This is a genomic window from Microbulbifer maximicatervae (SeqCode), from assembly GCF_052467615.1.
The window spans coordinates 2,571,693-2,588,959 of sequence record NZ_CP174319.1; the positions used below are offsets into that span (position 1 = coordinate 2,571,693).

At 48.1% G+C, this 17,267-nt stretch carries 17 protein-coding genes; 8 read left to right on the forward strand and 9 right to left on the reverse strand.

From position 1 onward, the window contains the following. Positions 1-239 precede the first annotated feature (239 nt). Both ACJJIM_RS11465 and ACJJIM_RS11470 read right to left on the reverse strand, forming a co-directional pair. Positions 240-1,235 (reverse strand): zinc-dependent alcohol dehydrogenase family protein, encoded by a 996-nt coding sequence (locus ACJJIM_RS11465; protein ID WP_413662400.1) that lies wholly within the window; start codon positions 1,233-1,235, stop codon positions 240-242. Positions 1,236-1,581: 346 nt separating this feature from the next. After that, complete coding sequence (locus ACJJIM_RS11470) at positions 1,582-2,028, reverse strand: hypothetical protein (RefSeq protein WP_444913358.1); 447 nt, start codon at positions 2,026-2,028, stop codon at positions 1,582-1,584. A 677-nt stretch (positions 2,029-2,705) separates the two neighbouring features. Here ACJJIM_RS11470 and ACJJIM_RS11475 point away from each other — a divergent pair. Both ACJJIM_RS11475 and ACJJIM_RS11480 read left to right on the forward strand, forming a co-directional pair. Next, positions 2,706-3,578 carry a M91 family zinc metallopeptidase gene (locus tag ACJJIM_RS11475; protein ID WP_444913359.1) on the forward strand — a complete coding sequence of 291 codons (873 nt, stop codon included), beginning with the start codon at positions 2,706-2,708 and terminating at the stop codon, positions 3,576-3,578. 255 nt (positions 3,579-3,833) lie between these two features. Then, a complete protein-coding gene (locus tag ACJJIM_RS11480) occupies positions 3,834-4,208 on the forward strand; it encodes a SirB2 family protein (RefSeq protein ID WP_444913360.1) in 375 nt (124 codons plus the stop codon). A gap of 43 nt (positions 4,209-4,251) precedes the next feature. Here ACJJIM_RS11480 and ACJJIM_RS11485 read toward each other — a convergent pair whose 3' ends face one another. Both ACJJIM_RS11485 and ACJJIM_RS11490 read right to left on the reverse strand, forming a co-directional pair. Next, positions 4,252-5,718, reverse strand: a complete 1,467-nt coding sequence (locus ACJJIM_RS11485) for an alanine/glycine:cation symporter family protein (protein ID WP_444913361.1) — start codon at positions 5,716-5,718, stop codon at positions 4,252-4,254. 247 nt (positions 5,719-5,965) lie between these two features. After that, positions 5,966-6,820: a 3-keto-5-aminohexanoate cleavage protein gene (locus ACJJIM_RS11490; protein ID WP_444913362.1), complete on the reverse strand. Its 855-nt coding sequence runs from the start codon at positions 6,818-6,820 to the stop codon at positions 5,966-5,968. Positions 6,821-7,083: 263 nt separating this feature from the next. Here ACJJIM_RS11490 and ACJJIM_RS11495 point away from each other — a divergent pair, with 263 nt between their 5' ends. Next, the gene (locus tag ACJJIM_RS11495; RefSeq protein WP_444913363.1) at positions 7,084-9,030 is read left to right on the forward strand and encodes a prolyl oligopeptidase family serine peptidase; all 1,947 of its coding nucleotides are present in this window, start codon (positions 7,084-7,086) and stop codon (positions 9,028-9,030) included. A 38-nt stretch (positions 9,031-9,068) separates the two neighbouring features. Next, positions 9,069-9,569 carry a transcription elongation factor GreB gene (gene greB / locus ACJJIM_RS11500; protein WP_444897666.1) on the forward strand — a complete coding sequence of 167 codons (501 nt, stop codon included), beginning with the start codon at positions 9,069-9,071 and terminating at the stop codon, positions 9,567-9,569. A 112-nt stretch (positions 9,570-9,681) separates the two neighbouring features. Here the strand turns inward: greB and ACJJIM_RS11505 are convergent, their stop codons facing one another. The 4 genes from ACJJIM_RS11505 to ACJJIM_RS11520 all read right to left on the reverse strand — a co-directional run bounded on the left by ACJJIM_RS11505 (position 9,682) and on the right by ACJJIM_RS11520 (position 12,436). Continuing rightward, a complete protein-coding gene (locus tag ACJJIM_RS11505; protein WP_444913364.1) occupies positions 9,682-9,828 on the reverse strand; it encodes a hypothetical protein in 147 nt (48 codons plus the stop codon). 28 nt (positions 9,829-9,856) lie between these two features. Beyond that, positions 9,857-10,069 carry a hypothetical protein gene (locus ACJJIM_RS11510; protein ID WP_444913365.1) on the reverse strand — a complete coding sequence of 71 codons (213 nt, stop codon included), beginning with the start codon at positions 10,067-10,069 and terminating at the stop codon, positions 9,857-9,859. A 1,015-nt stretch (positions 10,070-11,084) separates the two neighbouring features. Beyond that, positions 11,085-11,858 carry a type 1 glutamine amidotransferase domain-containing protein gene (locus ACJJIM_RS11515; protein WP_444913366.1) on the reverse strand — a complete coding sequence of 258 codons (774 nt, stop codon included), beginning with the start codon at positions 11,856-11,858 and terminating at the stop codon, positions 11,085-11,087. A gap of 185 nt (positions 11,859-12,043) precedes the next feature. Then, complete coding sequence (locus tag ACJJIM_RS11520) at positions 12,044-12,436, reverse strand: hypothetical protein (RefSeq protein ID WP_444913367.1); 393 nt, start codon at positions 12,434-12,436, stop codon at positions 12,044-12,046. A gap of 438 nt (positions 12,437-12,874) precedes the next feature. Here ACJJIM_RS11520 and ACJJIM_RS11525 point away from each other — a divergent pair, with 438 nt between their 5' ends. From ACJJIM_RS11525 to ACJJIM_RS11535, 3 genes are all read left to right on the forward strand, one after another. Continuing rightward, positions 12,875-14,599, forward strand: a complete 1,725-nt coding sequence (locus ACJJIM_RS11525; RefSeq protein WP_108733635.1) for a hypothetical protein — start codon at positions 12,875-12,877, stop codon at positions 14,597-14,599. Positions 14,600-14,767: 168 nt separating this feature from the next. Next, complete coding sequence (locus ACJJIM_RS11530) at positions 14,768-15,217, forward strand: MarR family winged helix-turn-helix transcriptional regulator (protein ID WP_444913368.1); 450 nt, start codon at positions 14,768-14,770, stop codon at positions 15,215-15,217. A gap of 5 nt (positions 15,218-15,222) precedes the next feature. After that, positions 15,223-15,969 (forward strand): siderophore-interacting protein, encoded by a 747-nt coding sequence (locus ACJJIM_RS11535; protein WP_444907950.1) that lies wholly within the window; start codon positions 15,223-15,225, stop codon positions 15,967-15,969. 18 nt (positions 15,970-15,987) lie between these two features. Here the strand turns inward: ACJJIM_RS11535 and ACJJIM_RS11540 are convergent, their stop codons facing one another. Then, positions 15,988-16,539 carry a hypothetical protein gene (locus ACJJIM_RS11540; protein ID WP_444913369.1) on the reverse strand — a complete coding sequence of 184 codons (552 nt, stop codon included), beginning with the start codon at positions 16,537-16,539 and terminating at the stop codon, positions 15,988-15,990. A gap of 304 nt (positions 16,540-16,843) precedes the next feature. Between ACJJIM_RS11540 and ACJJIM_RS11545 the strand changes: the two genes are divergently transcribed. Next, entirely contained in the window at positions 16,844-17,104 is a 261-nt protein-coding gene (locus ACJJIM_RS11545; RefSeq protein ID WP_444913370.1) for a hypothetical protein, read from the forward strand. Positions 17,105-17,267 lie beyond the last annotated feature (163 nt).

Sequence of the window (17,267 nt, forward strand, 5' to 3'; positions counted from 1 at the left end):
AGCCTCCGGCTGATGAACTAGAGATCAAAGTATTATGCAAGCAGAATGTATTTGTGTTCATTTTTGCGAACGAATGCTTTTGCTGAAAACTATCGCAACAAACAAACTTAGACGAAATGTCAGGACTGACATCAAGGGTAGCATTTGGGAAGTAACGCTCCGTACGAATGACGGAGCGGTCTGCAGAAGTGTCGCCTATTTGGGTGACACTTCCGCTAGAAAAATAAATGCGCGAGCAATCAGCCAGTCAGGCTTTCACTAACAACCAGTACTTTGCCGTCACGCCCGCCTGCCGCAGCTATTCGTACCGCTTCTTTAATTTCAGACAGAGGGTATGTGCCATGAACTGGTGCAGATAACTTACCTTCCGCTACAAGCTTTGTGATAGTGCCAAAAACTTCCTGTTGCCGCTCTGGGGATGCCGAGCCGAACCATTTGGCCAACCAGAACCCGCGCACGGTGATATCTTTAAAGATGATCATCCCCGGTGCGATAACGCAGGGTTCCCCACTAAGTGCGCCATAATTCACTAAGGTTGCGCCATTTGACAGAGCTTCGCCCATGCGAGCAGTTGCCATTCCACCAACAGCATCAATGCCTAGCTTGATCTCAGCACCGCCAGTAGCCTCAGCCACTCGTTTACCCAGGTGCTCGCCATCCACGAGAACCACATCAGCGCCTGCGGCCTTCATCGGCTCAATCAAAGACTCACGGCGGACAACATTGATCACTTTCAGGCCCCGCAACTTGGCCAGGGTTGTCAGATAAGACCCCACACCGGAATTTGCGGCATTCTGAATAACCCAATCCCCCTCCTTGAGATCTACAAATTCGCTCAACAGCAAGTAAGCCGTTGGCGGATTAATCGTTATCATGGAAAGCTGTAGGGGGTCTACATTATTCGGGAGCGGAATCAGCCCCTGGGCATTGGCCACCATATGTGTAGCCCAGGTGCCACTTCCTACCGGCAGGAGAACGACCTGGCCAATGGCTGGCGCGGTAACATTAGGTCCATGTTTGACGACCTTAGCAACACCTTCATTGCCTCCAACCGCAGGAAGAGGAGGCAACATCCCATAATCGCCCGTCAGGGTCAGAACATCTGAAGGGTTAATTGGAGCTGCCAGCATCTCCAGCAACACCTGCCCCTCTTGAAGTTCAGGGGTATCAAAGGACACCGCCTCAATAACATCCTGCGGCACTGGTCCGCGCTCTTGATATTCCGCCTTTAACATATCGCCGTATCCTTTTTTCGATTGATTATGAACAACAACCTTCACTCTGTAAAAAATGTACCATGAACACTAGAGTTTGACGCTTTTTAACAGTGGGGCCATTTAGATTCCTCCTGATAAATCAAACCCATTTACAAATCGCCATTTGGATCTACTTATGTGTGGTTCAAGCTAGCAATTTCAAGTCAGCCACTTGAAGATAAATCCAATGAAGCAAATTGCAGCAGCGATAACAATAAGCAGATAAGAAGTTAAATTAAGCAGACCGGAGTAAACAGCGGCACTTTTGTGTTCTACCCGATCAATTACCACCTTAAGCACCGGGTCCGTGACAACAAGTGCAGGGTCAGGCTCTATCACAGAAGCTAGAATGGTATAATTCCTGCCCTTTATTGTTTCGAATACATGCAGTGTTTTTCCCATTGTTGCCCCCCCAAAACCCTGAGGCCTTGTCACCGCTCCTACCCACTGCAACCTCGACCCCCTCCTCTAAAATTGCCCAATCGATAGCCAGCGTTTCAGAATGATCTTTATACTTTTCCTTATCAAGAAATTGAATACTCAACCGACAATTTTGCTCGCGAAAATCAAGCACCCTTTCTGTCTGCAACTCCAGCTCGTAGGGCACACTTAATTGCGATCGGAAGTTAAATTCACTTCTCCCCTTTTTTGTAACATCAACAGGATACTCAATCGCTACCCATTTATATTTTTTATAGTAAACATTTGCATATACCAATATCAAAACCGCAACAACAACTAACACCAGCGCTAATTTAACGGTTAATCCCACATCTCTCCCCCAAATACTTTCCTTAATACGTCACAGCTACATCCCTTGAGGCCCAATCAGAACCAAGAAAACACACAATGCAAGCCAAACTTAGCATTTCGCAGTACCCAAAAGCAGACAAGCACATACTAAAAAGGGAGAAGGAAAGAATACACCGCGCTGGGGACCCTATGAGGCATGGATGCCGATTAGGAGCTTACAGGGATGTATTCACAGCGTGTCTCGAGTGCGGTGTATTCTTTCCTTCCACCCCAGTAGTAAGTTGCCAAATAGCGCCCTCCAACACTGCTCAATGGGTAATTATTTAAATTTATTTAAATAATTACCATGGAAAATAAAATATATAGCAAAACGTACCAGTTGGGAGTAGAGTCGTAGAGGCATCCCTAAAATAATCATTTAGATAGTTACAAGATGTATTTCAAAAAAATTACAAAAAAAATTTTAATTTTCCAGGAATTCATCCTGCCTCGCTTACAAAATATACAACCTGACCAAAGAGAACTTTTCAGTTCAAAAATTCTAGGCAAGTACAGAACACTATTATCAAAATCATATCGATTAATACCTTTAGCTTTATGCTGCTTACGTATTAATTTCCATTTAAGAAACTTCAAAAAGTCACAGCTTTTCTCAGCCACGATAATTCGTATTGCGAGCAGGACAGGAGAATAACAATGGGACTCTGCATTGACTCCAGTAATATCACGTTTATCACACAAGTAAGGGCTGCCCTGAATACTCTTGTTGGCGGTGTCGGTACCGCACTTACCTATACACAGGAGCGATACCGAACCGGGGGGCGACATGTGCTGCGAATTACAGAGGGAGTTGGTATTTTGACTGCAGCTGGCTTGAGGGCAAACAGCACCACTTTGCTACGCCGACTAATTACCAGCCGCCACGACACCAGAATTACTGAGCACCACGCTCTCGGATTTCGTCCCGACCAGTGGCTGGTGGATCAGGTATGGAGCGGCTTTAAGAGCTACCTCCCACTAGTAAGCCCGGACAAAGGCTTTATGGCCAAAGTGATGAGCAGTGGCTCCAGCGGCGTAGTAATGTGGAACAATACAGCCCTGCAAACCGCCAACCTGGCTAACAACGGCACCGTAGCAATGGGGAATTGCCCAAGCTATATCACGCTGGCCCATGAATTGGTTCACGCTGACCGCTGTAATCGCGGGCGATACCTGTCGGGCAGTGCAAACTCCACTTTCCTGGCGGATGAACGCCAGGCCCCCATGGGCAGAGTGCTCCGCCAGCAAAATGCCCCCTTAACCATGGCCCGTATTGCCAATGGCGGTCTAAATATTGTTTATAACAATATAACTATCCCAAACCGCAACAACCTGATCTCAACCAGAACTAGCGGCTGGATATGGGTAGGTGGCTCCATGGAATTGCGTGAGGAGATCGCCACTGTCGGGCTCAGTGATGATGACGGTAATGTGCCTACTGACCCGCTAGTCATTAATGAAAATATGATTCGGGCTGAGCATGGCGTAGCGCAGCGGATGAAGTATGGCCAGATCAGAAACCTGAACTAATCTCATGCATATGCGCCTCACCGGCACCAAAACCTGAGGCCGGCCCACCAAAGCAAACTGACAGATATGATCTGTACCTACTGCTAGCGGTATTAACTTATAAGATATCGCTAGCAGTAGGTTTCTTGCCTTCCCCGCTTTGCATATTGCATCCGACCACAGCATGTCGTTATGCTTTGGCGGCTAGAATCACACCTTCCCTTTGTCTGGAAGGCACACAGAACACCTTGGTCAACATACAGCCAGATCATAACCATGATTGATTATGCCCTTATAAAACACGTCCACATGACCGCCGCAGCGCTCAGTATCCTGCTGTTTACCATCAGAGTGGGATTGGAGTTCAGCCACAACACGGGCTGGCGAAATGGCCCTCTGCGCTGGGTGCCACACCTCAACGACACTTTGCTGTTAGCTGCGGCTGCCGGACTGGTGATTCTCGGCAGCTGGAACCCGGGCACATCGCCCTGGCTAGGTGCGAAAGTAGCCCTGGTATTTGGTTACATTATTGCTGGCGTCTTTGCTTTACGCCCCAACTTTTCCAAGCCAATTAGAATCACTGCCTGTGTACTTGCCTTCCTGCAAGTAGTCGCTATTTTTTATCTGGCTATGCACAAGCCCAGCTTGTAACTGGATGGCATTGAGCACTCTTGGTATCAACCTCAAATTGGTATCAACCCCAAACATCGTGCTCAATGCCTTTTATTTTGAATTTACTTCCATTGAACACCGGCTCACGCACCCCGGAAGACAACTGACTCTCGTAATCTGCCATTACCTTAAAGGCCACACCAGACAAAAGTAAGATGGCTATAAGGTTTGCCGATGCCATAAAACCCATCGAGACATCGGCCATACGCCAAAGAAAGACAAAGTTTTCCGCACTTCCCGTATCTGCCACCCAAGCCCCAAAAAGTACGAACATCAAAAACAATAGCCGATAACATAAGATGGATGTTCGGGTATGGTAGAGGTAATAAATATTGGTTTCGCCGTAATAGTAGTTACCGATAATTGATGTAAAGGCAAAAAACATTAATGCAGTAGCAATAAAACTGCTTCCCCAGGTACCCACCTCGCTCGCCAGCGCGTCTTGAACCAACTCAACCCCTTCCAAATTACCGACCATAAAGACATCTGCCACCAAGATAATTGCTGCCGTGGAAGTGCAGATAATAATGGTATCGAGAAATACCGATGCCATTTGCACGTATCCCTGCACCATTGGGTGTTTTACATCTGCAGCAGCAGCGACATTGGGCGAGGAGCCAAGTCCAGCTTCATTGGAAAAGAGGCCCCGCTTGATTCCATTGGCCACCGCCGCACCAAAGGCCCCCGCCCCAGCCTCCTGAAATCCAAAGGCATTTGCCAGAATTTCCAACAGCACGCCAGGTAATTCAGCAATATTGGCGATCAAAACATAGAAAGCTACCAACAAGTAACCAATTGCCATAAAAGGGACAACAATACCTGCAAAGCGCGCAATTGAACGAATACCACCAAAAACAATGATCCCGGCAAAGAGTGCAATAAAAAACCCCACCCATAAAGGGTTTACACCCCAAGCTCCATACAATGCGGCAGCCATCGTATTTGACTGCACAGCATTAAAGGTAAATCCGTAACAAATCATAAGAAAAACTGAAAAAGTCAGGGACAGCCATTTCCACTGTGGTCCCAGCCCCTTTTCAATGTAATAGGCAGGCCCGCCGCGAAACGCCCCGGGAACATCGCCGCGCTCTTTGTAAGTTTGCGCGAGAGTATTCTCCACCAAACTGGTAGCCATCCCCAACAAGGCCACCAGCCACATCCAAAACACCGCTCCGGGCCCGCCAGCGGTTATAGCCACAGCCACACCAGCAATATTTCCGGTGCCGATTCTCGCAGCTGCGCTAGTGGCAAATGCCTGAAATGCGGTTACTGAATTTTCATTTTCCTTATGGATGCCACGAATCATGACTTTGACCATATGACCAAAGTGACGAAATTGTATAAAGCGAGTGCGAATAGAAAAGTAGAGCCCCGCCGGCAGCAATCCTAAAATCAAGATTCCAAGCCACCAGATGCCACCGACGCCACCCCAGGCAAGCAGGTTTGCCCACTCGATCAGGGTAGTGAAATGATCCAGAAACCCTTGCATTGACCACTCCCAGGACAACTTATCGTTATTAAACAAATCTGTTATTTGGCTCTAAGACTAGCAGGCCAATCTACTAGTCACCTTGGAGTTAATGCTGGAAAAACAGAGCCCATCGGCTCCATATAACAGAGCCGCATCAGTATTCTGATGCGGCCCAAAAGGAAGAAAAGTAATAGCTGACAGTCTACAGCCTCAGAAAGCAATTCCGCAGCAAGGGGCTGGACGCAATCAATGGCGCATGCTGCTTTTAGCAGAAAATCTCTCGCGCCCGGCTCGGTGACACCACCTTTCTCCCAGTCTCTTCAGCTACAGCCGCAAGAGCCTCAATCAATTGACCATTCCCTGAAGTCCGCTCTCCTCCCGGCAAGTAAAAGGTATCTTCAACTCCAGTGCGCAAATGGCCGCCCAATTCTGCAGTCTTGCGATGCACCGGCCAGATTTCCTCACGGCCGATCACTGTGCTCTGCCATAAGCTGCCGGGCTTCATATATTTTGGAATAATTTCCAGCAAATCGGGATCGGCAGGCATACCTGAAGCCACTCCCATCACCAGGTTGTAGTTGGGCTTATCCACCATCCCTACATCCGCATACATGCCTACAGAGCGAACGATACCGATATCAAAGCACTCAAACTCTGGGCGGGTACCGGTCTCCCGGCAGACCGCCAGCAGCTCCTCTACCTTATCGACCGGGTTATCAAATACCATGGGTGGCCAAGCCCAGGTGCCGTTGGATCGCGCCTTTAAATAGTTCAGGCTTCCCGCATTACAGGCGGCAATTTCCGGCTTACCGGCACGCACACAACTCAAGGGGCCTTGCTGATCCCGTCCGATAGTGCCAGTTGAAAAATTTAGAATAACGCCAGGGCATTTATCGCGAATTGCATCGGCAATTTCCAAGGCTATTTGCGGGTCCCAGGTGGGTAAATGGCCTTTGTTTTCCTCTTGCGCGCGGAAATGAACATGCATAACGGAAGCCCCCGCATCGTAGGCTTCACGGGCGGATTCCGCCATTTCCTTGGGGGTTACCGGGACCGGGTGCTGCTGGGGGTTGGTAAGCACTCCGGTTAGGGCGCAAGTAATCACCACTTCATCAGACATCGCTGGCTCTCCTGAATTATCTTTGTTAAGGCCGCTGTTTACAGGGCTATCCAGCGTGTGCGCGTCGCTCCTACAGCACCAACTGATCGTAAAAGGACCAAGGCGAGTGGAAGAGCTGATTCTGGATAGCGCATCGACAAAATACAGCACCAAGCGCTTGCTTGGTTATACGAGACTATCATAGGGCCCCCGCCAAGGCACCTTGTTTCCCCGGATTCATCTCGGCAGAATGCGAAAAAACCCAATAAGGAAGTAAGTACCTCATGAGCGAGACTATCACTCCAACCATCGCCCCTTACGGCAGCTGGAAATCTGCAATCAACGCAGAACTTCTCGTGGAGGGCAGCGTTCGCCTGGCAGAAGCCAATTTAGTAGATGGCCGCTATTACTGGCTGGAGTCCCGCCCGTCTGAAAAAGGCAGGAATGTACTGGTGCAGTATTGTCCAAAAAATGGGCGCAGAGATCTCACCCCCACCCCTATCGCCGTACGCACCAAAGCCCATGAATATGGAGGCGGCAGTTATCTTGTTTACGGTGACACCGCCTATTTCGTACTGGCAGAAGATCAGCGCATTTATCGCATGAAGCTCGACAATGCGATCCCCGAAGCAATCACCGCAGAAAATAGCTCCCGCTACGCCGATCTGATTATCGATCCCCTGAGAAATCGATTAATTTGTGTCGAGGAAGATACCAGTGGCCACCAGCAGGGCGAGGAACCCCGTGCGCGCATTATCGCGGTAGACCTAAACAACCCACTGGCTAATCCACCGACAATCCTTCAAGAAGGCGCAGACTTTTATTCGAACCCAACTCTGAATCCGGCCGGTGATCGACTCGCATTTCTGCGCTGGCACCACCCTAACCTCCCCTGGGACGCGACAGAACTTTGTATCGCCAAACTCGATCAGGTGGGGGATATCGGTGAAGTCACCCAAGTAGCCGGCGGTGAGAATGAATCCGTCTTTCAGCCCCAGTGGTCTCCTGAGGGCGAACTCTGCTATGTCTCTGATCGCAACAACTGGTGGAACCTATATAGGCTGGGACAAAGCGAACCCTTGTGGGAAAAAGAAGCAGAATTCGCCACACCACAGTGGGTATTTGGAATGTCCACTTACGGCTTTATTAGCCCCACGGAAATCCTCTGTACTTACACCCAGAATGGCACTTGGCACCTTGGAAAGGTCAACATAAAAAGCGAAGAGCATCAAACTCTTCCCCAGCCTTATTGTGATATCGAAAGCCTGCACTGTGAAAATGGCAACGGGGTGATGATTGCCGCAGGTGCAGAGAGCTTTCCCGCTGTTATTAGCTTTAACCAAAAGACGGGTAAAACGGAACAGATTGCCAGTAGCAATAGCAGCTCGCTGCCAACCGATTTATTCTCCATCGCTCAAGCCGTCACTTTCCAAGTGGATGATCGCGCGGTACACGGATTTTATTACCCACCCCACAACCCCAACTTCCAAGCACCCAGTGGCGACAAGCCACCGCTAATTGTATTTAGTCATGGAGGCCCTACCGGCGCCACATCAGCAGGTCTCAGCCTAAAAGTTCAATACTGGACAAGCCGGGGGTTCGCCATTCTGGACGTAAACTACTCCGGCAGTACCGGCTATGGCCGCAGGTATCGGGACCGCCTCACCGATAAATGGGGCATCTATGACGTGGAGGATGTCTGCGCTGGTGCAGAATACCTGGTAGAAGATGGACTCGCCGACCCCAATCGCCTTCTGATCAAAGGCGGTAGTGCGGGCGGTTACACGGTTCTGGCAGCGTTGACCTACCACGATACCTTTAAAGCGGGTGCCAGCCATTATGGAATTGGGGAGTTGAGCAGCCTCGCCAAAGACACCCATAAGTTTGAGTCCCGCTACCTGGATAAACTGGTAGGACCCTGGCCTTCCGCAAAAAAAGTCTACCTTCAGCGCTCACCCATTAACGATGTGGAAAAGCTGAATTGCCCCGTGATTTTCTTCCAGGGCATGGAGGACAAGGTAGTACCACCCAACCAAGCCGAAACCATGGTGGATGCCCTGAGGGAGCGAGGTATCCCGGTGTCTTATATTACATTTGCCAATGAAGGGCATGGGTTCCGCAGTGGCGACAGTATCAAGTTGGCCCTGGAGGGAGAGCTGGAATTCTACAGCCGCATATTTAATTTCCCGCTCGCGGAACCCGGCCCGGGAATTACCATCGAAAACCTATAATTAAATAATATTGCATTAAAAAGAGTTTAAAAAATACTATGGGAAGATGGAGACCGCCGCGTCCACGCGGCTCCCGCTACATCACTGCAGAGGGCGCGCAACGTATGCGCGCCGAAGTTAAGCATCTCTGGGAGGAGGAGCGCCCCCGGGTAACCCAGGCGGTTAGCGACGCCGCCAAGCTGGGAGATCGCTCGGAAAACGCAGACTATATCTACGGTAAAAAAAGACTGCGGGAAATCGACAGCCGCGTGCGTTTTCTCACCAAGCGTCTGGAAGAGATTACTGTTGTAGATCGAATACCGGACGATAAGGAAAAGGTTTTTTTTGGGGCCTGGGTAACGCTTGAAGATGATGAGGGCGAGAGCGTTTGCTACCGCATTGTAGGACCCGATGAATTCGATGTAAAAGCTGGCTTGATATCCATGGACTCCCCCGTTGCCCGCGCCTTATTAGGGCGCAAGCTCGATGATGAAGTGGATATCCGTCAGGGGGAAAAGTGGCAGGCTTTCTATATTACTGACATTCGTTACGAGGAGTAGAGATCTTGGCTTTCTCAAATACTTAGTTTGAAGGAGTCAATTTAGCAATCCCGTAATTAAAAAGGCTTATTCCACAGAAATAAGCCTTCAAAACTAAACTGCAAGAACATCTTCAGAGATTATTATAATACTGAATCACACCAACAGTGCTTCCAGCAGCAAAAGCAGATTTAACCTGCTCTGAACTCATTCCAATTTTCAAATCTGCATTGTTCACATTGAGCTCAAAAAAACAGGCTTCCCGCTTGGGAATAAACATATTCCACTCGACCACCGCCTCACTGAGGTCAATAATAACTGCTATATAGTCTCGCCCTCTCTTCATCAGAGATTGCAATTTGAATATCGCTTATCGCATCGGAAACATCACTTTCAATTCTTTGCCGCTCTAGCAAAAAGGCCTGTAAATTATCTTCAACTTGCTGGGTTTCTTCTACTAGCTGCCCAAAGCTCTGAGACAGTATTTGTAGAGTGGATACATCAGTAGTGATCAGGTCCATCTCTGCCTGTTGATCCTAAATACTCTTTTAATCGGCAACAATTTTTGTAGTGGCCACCGGCCCCATCACAAACCATTTCAACAAGCCCTCAGGAAAAGCCACGATAGAAACAACAGTGCCCAGAGAGATAGCAATGGCATCGGCAATATCCAGCGTAACGATGCCGGCAGTCAGGGATTTTATATCTGCCTGTAAATTCTTGATATCCTGCTTTAGATCAGCAATTTTCTGCTCTTCAGCCTGGGAATCCTTTACAGAATTATCGAGATAGGTTGCTTCTTATAATGAATCGCAAGAAAAAATACATTTATATTCACATTACTGCTATTAAAGTGGACCCTCTAGTCCAGTAACCACCGATCAAAATCACTCAGCCTGGCAACTATCTCCGTCAAATGCTGCAATCAAATCCAAGGCACCCCCAACCTCTTTATATATGATTAGCTTCCGACTATAAGAACCCAGCACCCATGAGCCGCAGGCCACCCAGTAAGAGGCTTCTCTTGAGGTAACACAGAAGACGCTTTGCGCATCAGATACACGCCAAAACAATCGTCCTTTGGAAAACCCCCTACTCTCGAGTCTCAAAACGTCAATATCATTCTGTTTAGCCCATTGAAGAATTTGCGCTTTGAAAAACTCGGATCTAATCGGCATTAACAAATAGGGAACCACACCCAATAGGGCCAATAAGGCCACTATTACATTATTCCCCAGAGAGGGGCTAAACATATAGGCCAGCTTCCCCAAAGTTACCGATATTATTAATACAATAAATGGACGCATATTCACTGCCGCCGATTTCAGTTCCCTTTAGAAAGAATGGTAGATAAATATGCAGAGACAAGATTTAGCTACAGGGCGATCGAGTGATCCCGAGTTGGTATGCCCTCGCTATAGCATATTGAAACCAACAGGCTGAGATTGGTCGCATCGAGGCCAAACTCGTTAGAGCTTGACCCGCAGAATGACTGCCTAACGATAGAGCAAATACACAATAAGGTACTGGAGCAATTTAGTTGCTCTCGATTAAACCCAGCATTTCTTTTGCAACCAGCGCAGAAGAAGGTAAAAACATTGTAGAAACTATACGCTGATCGGATATGACCTCATGCTTATCTGCAACATTATCCTTATTAATAATAATGGCTCCATTCTCTCGAAGGCGTTCCTCTACCAAGAACGGTAACAAAGTGCCCTGCTTAGCCCAAGACTTCTCTTTTTCTGTGGAGTCCGGGAAACCGGCAACCTTCTTGCCCTTTACCATATAATGACCATCTTTCAGTTTCACATCAGCAAACGCACCTGCCCCATGGCCACAGCTGCCCACAACTCCCCCTTTCTGGTAAATCCCACCCATAATATTTAGCAGCTCACGATTAGATGCCACATCAAACAAGGTTCCATAGCCTCCACCGATATAAACAGCTGCATAATTCTCTATAACTACTTGCTCAGGCTTTAGTGAACTATTAGCCCGCTCCAAAAAACCTTCATGTTTGATGGTGTAACTACTAATTCCCAGTGGATCCATCATAAACGGGACCACCCCACCTTTTGGCGAAACAAAGTCCACTTCATACCCATGGGAAACAAAAATATGGTAAGGCGGAGCGTACTCCCACAAATTATTTCTCGCATCGTGTTTCTCCGGATCACCCATATCCTGAAGATTAGAAGCAACGATTAGTATCCGCTTAGTCTCAGCTGCTTGTGAAGGTGTAATAAAGCCCGTCACAAGAATTATCATAGAGCAGATAAGGCTACAGATTTTTGCCGTTTTTCTCACGTTTAACTTCCCCATTCGAATAACTTTGATACGTAATAGATAGATTACATGAGTAACGTACAACCTTGTCATAAGATCGATAGTTTGCAGGAGAAAAGCGACATAGCGAGATCAAACTGCCCCTGAAGTAACAACGGCCAAAATTTCTATAGCGCCAAGCCTACCACCACAAAGTTAACACCCTATTACCGAGCAGCCTTAATAGTTAGGGCAGTAACAACACCCCAAATCCAATTGAAAAACAACACCAGGACTGGTGTTAAGACTCCCAACTCAAATCCGGCAACACCCTTCCCAGCCATCACAGGGAAAACCATAAACAATTGAAATGCAGAGGGAAACAAACTAAGAAGAGCTCCTTTTAAAAGTAACTTTGATGACCAGAACGGAAGAATAAATAGCAGTCCCCATAAGCCCCCCCAAACAATACGAGGATAAAGCCACTCAGGAGATAGAGGAGGGGCAATTGATACGCCAAAAGCGGCATTAATCCCCAACTGGCCAAATAGCCACACCGCAATACTGTTTGCCAAAGCACCGAGGCTTCCGGCTGCGAAGAATATCAGTAGGTTTTTCATCTTCCTCTCCTAGAACTGTAGGACCACTGCAATATTTACTCGCGAATCACACCTCAATATAGAAGAACCATCGTCACTCAATGGAAAATAACCTCGCGTACGAATCACAACCCCACCCGAGATGACAGAGTAACTTTTCTACTTTACCTGCCCAATAATACAGAACATAAACCAGATTTATCTTGAGTACGCCTGCGTACCAATTAGACACAACGGAAACGCCAGAAAAATTAGATAAAGCACTAGCCCCCTACTTCTCAAGAATGACTACTTAAAAAATATTTTCAATTTGAGAACCAGCAATATCCGCTGATCGTTTTTGCAACTAATCCCGAAAGAAAATAACTAGCTTCTCAAGCGCCAAATTTATGTAATAGATAAGTGGTACGCTTGTATTTATTTTATAAATCAATTAAAACCAAATAGGAACTAGTACTTATGAAAGTGCCATCAGCAGGAGTGCTGTACCCGATTTTATTAGGATTGGCGATTCAGTCAGCGACGTCTCAAGCCCAGTCCTTTGATGAGAGCGCCTATATTGACAGGCAGCTGCAATATATTGAGGAAGGAGTCACCTCTACCAACGATACTGCCGTCGTACTTCAGGCATACACCGGTGATGATCTCAACTGGGATGCGCTAAATAAGAACCTGGATGTACTCCGCAACGGCGGCAAGAAAAATTCTGACTTCACTCTCACCCGCCTAATCCGCATCTTATTCTTCCGCCCCGAAATAAAAGACGAACTCTTTGCCGCACTCGACGGCTATCACTTCTGGTTTAAAGAAGGCGGGACGGGTGACCATGTCTTTGCTTCAGAAAACCATATGATCATGTACACCTCTGCCCAATATCTCCTCCAGGAGAAATATGGGGCATTTGAGGACGACAGAACTTATAAGCGCCTAAAGCGCTACCTGGAAGTGAAGAACCAATATGGTTTCTATGAGTTCTACTCCCCTGTTTACTACCCCTATACCCTCTCGGCACTGCTAAACCTCGTAGACTTTGCAGAGGATGAGGAAATCCGTGAACTTGCCATCGGCGCTGCTCATCGCTTGCTGCAAGATATTTTATTGGTGACCAACGACCAGGGGATCAACTTCGCCGCAGCCGGGCGCAGTAATGACGGCTACCGCCGAAATGGGTCCGGAGGGAATATCAACCGGATTATCTACCTCCTGACAGGTCTGGGCAAAGAGTCAGTACGCACCCCCAGTCCCGCCGGCGTAATGCTCGCCACATCAGGTTTGGAAATCACCGATGAGGTTTTCGAATATTTCGGTAAAGATCTCAACATAAATTATTCAGTCGGCCATTCGCTGGGGGATGCCAGAAACGAGATCTATGCAGACTTCCCCCGAGAAGAGCGCGTACCCTTCTATTGGAGCCAGGGAGCCTACTTCCATCCCGATGTCGCAGCGGATACCGCCTGGTTCGCCAGCAAATACCAACTCGAAGGTTATGAGGGGCTCAAAGCATTTGACCAGTTCCTGGGACTATCCGAAGCAGCCGCCCCTGCGGCCGCCAAGGCGGGGGCTGTATTCAGCCGCAGCTCTGTCCTCTCCTCGGCCAACTTCTCCATGTACAAAGATGGCGGAGTTATGATGCACTCCATCCAGAATTATTGGGGAGGCCGCCAGGGCTACCAGCAAACTCCCTGGATAGCCACCACCGGCTCCCAGTCTATCTGGGCAAAAGTCGGCGACGGCAATAGCACCATGCAAAATGACCACCTGCCGAAAATAAAGCAGGTAAACAATGTCGCCGTGATCCAGTACAACCCCTACCCGGAGATAGAATTGTTTCACTCCGGCGGCTCCGATGTCGCTCTACAGTGGCCCGAAGAGTTCGAGGAGGAGTCCCGCAGCGGTAACTGGAAGTTTGGTAGGGAAGATGATGGATACGTTGCCGTCCGCTACCCCTGTGGCAACGGTGACTCCAACACTGTGACCTGCGATTGGAACGAGCAGACCTGGGTCGTCATTATGGGAAGTGAAGAGCGCTACGGGAGCTTTGATGCTTTTAGACAGAAGGTGCTCAATGAAGTCAGTTACGATGCCGACTGGGAATGGCACGGCTCCTTCTGGAAAGGCACCTTGAAGTATGTGTACGATTCAGATGTAAAGTTTGATGGAACCGATATCAGCTTAACTTGGTAGCACCTAATTAAGCTCACGGGAAGGGGATACCCCCTTCCCAGCCTCCCTGCAGCACCAACCAAATTACCCTCCATAGACTATCAACCCAACCTCCTTCCACCTGAGCTTAGTTGACAGAGTCAACCAACACCCATAAAGTTGACACTATCAACCAGTTAGCATGGCGCCATGAAAGATACCGCAATCAATGAATCCCTCCACCAGCTTATTCACGCCTACAAACGGCGTTTGCGAGCTGGCATACAGGAGCAGCATATTGGCTTGCCGGTGAGCCATATACGGGTACTCAAAGGTGTCTTCAAATTTCCACTGAGTACTGCCCGGTCAATTGCCCAGCGGATGAATTTGGACAAAGCCCAAGTAACACGAGTCCTAAACGACCTGGTGCACTCAGGGTTAATCGAAAAGACCGACAACCCCAATGACCGGCGCAGCCAGTTTTTGACACTAACTACAGACGGAATAAGTACGCTGGAAAAAGTAAGCAGACAAGAAGCTGAAGTGGCCAGGCAAATGACTCGCAACTTAAGTACTGAAGAGCTAGAAAACTTCGCCCGCATTGCCAGCGTTATGGTCGCCAATATGAAAGAGCACCCCACCCCTGACGAAAGGAGCTAAACCCTATGGCCGAGAAAGTTACCAGAGAATTGGTCGTTATTCGCAGGACACAAGTTACTGAAAATATGCTGCGCATCACCCTCGGTGGCGATGATCTAAAAACTCTCGCCCCCAATCAGGAAAGCGCCTATATCAAATTTCTGTTTCCACAAGCTGGAAGCGAGCGCCCGCTATTGCGAAGCTATACCATCAGACATCAGCGTGAAACTGAAATTGATATCGACTTCGCCCTGCATGAACACGAAGGGCCCGCTCTAAGCTGGGCACTTAAAACGCAGCCCGGTGATACGATCTTAACCCGCGGCCCCGGCCCCAAAAAAATGACCAATCCCGAGGCAGACTGGTTTTTACTATTGGGGGACATGACTGCACTGCCAGCCATCAGCGTAAACCTTGCAGAGCTACCCAAGGATGCAAAGGGTTACGCATTAATTGAGGTCTCCAGTGAAGCTGATATTCAGGAGCTGGAACACCCAGAGAACCTGCAAATCCAATGGATTATCAATCCGGCTCCATCCGGCGAGAAACTCCTGGAAAAATTACAGGCTCTAACCTGGCTCGATGGACAGGCCTCCGTATGGGCCGCCTGTGAATTCGACAGCATGCGCACCCTACGGCAATTCTTTAAGCAGGAAAGAGTAATCCCCAAAACCCATATTTATATCTCCAGTTACTGGAAAATCGGGCAGTCGGACGAAGGCCACAAACTCGCCAAGCGCATGGACAATGAAAAGATGGAAGGACAGGGATAACTTATAGGTAGGCTTTCCCTATTCAACAGAAGTAGGCTTACCTAACCGATACCAGTAATTAGACAAAAAACCCCGGGCATCAGGTTTAGAAATCAGCCTGATAATTTCCGGGGTACCGGACCTGCAGCGCCATTGGTACATAGAGGCACGGCCAGCCACTACCGCAGGAATGATCCCGGAACTTTGATTATCGTTGCAATATGAAAGCATGGCACTACTCGGCTCCCGACTAGTGTCAGCTTTCTCATCACAGGGAAGATTAGCCCCAACAAAGCAGGCATAGACACTTCCATCCATACATCGCCAATAAGTCCCCCTCGCAATCCAACCTTCAGGCGCTTCTGCACCGAGATTGGCCGCTCTTCTGATACCATCAACGATTTCCTTCGGCATAGCTTGGCCGGCAAAGCGCTGAACTGGGTTATCATCGTTTACCACCGCCGCACAGTAGTCGAAAGGACTAGTGAGAACGCTTACCTCTCCCACTTTTTTATCTATAGAGTTAGCGTAATTTATTGCAGCAAAGAAGAATACAAAACCTAAAACTGTTGCACCCAAGTTTTTCTGCATAAACACTATCCCCTAACAAAAAACAAACAACCATCGAGATGAAAGTTCAATACACCATTAATATTAGAAGCATCCACTTTAGTTTGATCAAACTTTCCCCTTAAGACCGAACAAAAAGTAGTTACACATAACCTGCTTTTTCAAACTGACAGTAAAAAAACCACTACCACAAATCAACCAATAAATCTAAAAGCGATACTCGAATAAAATTTAAAAAGAAAAAAATGGGACGCCTAAAAAAAACAATCTAGAAAAAGACAGAAAAACTGATATATTTCTTAAAAATTCGAACCGGAGACTTCCATTGAGCCAAGATCTGTCACCCTCTGCCAAAGGTGTACCCAACTTAGAATTGCCCCAATGGATTAATTGCCAAGAACGCTTGCCAGAACAGTCCGATGCGACCTCTCGCGGTTACGTCCGAGTCATATGGAAATCCACCAACAGCTCTAATGGTGTTATTACGCGCACCTGGGAAGTTGGCATGGACCACTATGAAAATGCCCACAATTATCTGGGCTGGATGCCCATATCACTCATTGTCGAATCTACCGAAACCAATTAAAGCGAACAGTTCAGTTCTGACAGGTATGAACTCTTCGACAGCTGCTGATATTACACAGCGCACCAGTAGCAACTACAAATCCCTCACTCTAAAAAGGGGTAACCAGACAGGTCAGCCCCTTCCAAGCCATATTCAATCTCACTGATTTACCCCACTCGTCACT

Excerpts from the sequence above, each read along its gene's own strand:
- ACJJIM_RS11465 (WP_413662400.1), bottom strand. The coding sequence starts at position 1,235 with ATGTTAAAGGCGGAATATCAAGAGCGCGGACCAGTGCCGCAGGATGTT.
- ACJJIM_RS11475 (WP_444913359.1), top strand. The coding sequence starts at position 2,706 with ATGGGACTCTGCATTGACTCCAGTAATATCACGTTTATCACACAAGTA.
- ACJJIM_RS11480 (WP_444913360.1), top strand. The coding sequence starts at position 3,834 with ATGATTGATTATGCCCTTATAAAACACGTCCACATGACCGCCGCAGCG.
- ACJJIM_RS11485 (WP_444913361.1), bottom strand. The coding sequence starts at position 5,718 with ATGCAAGGGTTTCTGGATCATTTCACTACCCTGATCGAGTGGGCAAAC.
- ACJJIM_RS11490 (WP_444913362.1), bottom strand. The coding sequence starts at position 6,820 with ATGTCTGATGAAGTGGTGATTACTTGCGCCCTAACCGGAGTGCTTACC.
- ACJJIM_RS11495 (WP_444913363.1), top strand. The coding sequence starts at position 7,084 with ATGAGCGAGACTATCACTCCAACCATCGCCCCTTACGGCAGCTGGAAA.
- greB (WP_444897666.1), top strand. The coding sequence starts at position 9,069 with ATGGGAAGATGGAGACCGCCGCGTCCACGCGGCTCCCGCTACATCACT.
- ACJJIM_RS11505 (WP_444913364.1), bottom strand. The coding sequence starts at position 9,828 with ATGTTTATTCCCAAGCGGGAAGCCTGTTTTTTTGAGCTCAATGTGAAC.
- ACJJIM_RS11510 (WP_444913365.1), bottom strand. The coding sequence starts at position 10,069 with ATGGACCTGATCACTACTGATGTATCCACTCTACAAATACTGTCTCAG.
- ACJJIM_RS11520 (WP_444913367.1), bottom strand. The coding sequence starts at position 12,436 with ATGAAAAACCTACTGATATTCTTCGCAGCCGGAAGCCTCGGTGCTTTG.
- ACJJIM_RS11525 (WP_108733635.1), top strand. The coding sequence starts at position 12,875 with ATGAAAGTGCCATCAGCAGGAGTGCTGTACCCGATTTTATTAGGATTG.
- ACJJIM_RS11530 (WP_444913368.1), top strand. The coding sequence starts at position 14,768 with ATGAAAGATACCGCAATCAATGAATCCCTCCACCAGCTTATTCACGCC.
- ACJJIM_RS11535 (WP_444907950.1), top strand. The coding sequence starts at position 15,223 with ATGGCCGAGAAAGTTACCAGAGAATTGGTCGTTATTCGCAGGACACAA.
- ACJJIM_RS11540 (WP_444913369.1), bottom strand. The coding sequence starts at position 16,539 with ATGCAGAAAAACTTGGGTGCAACAGTTTTAGGTTTTGTATTCTTCTTT.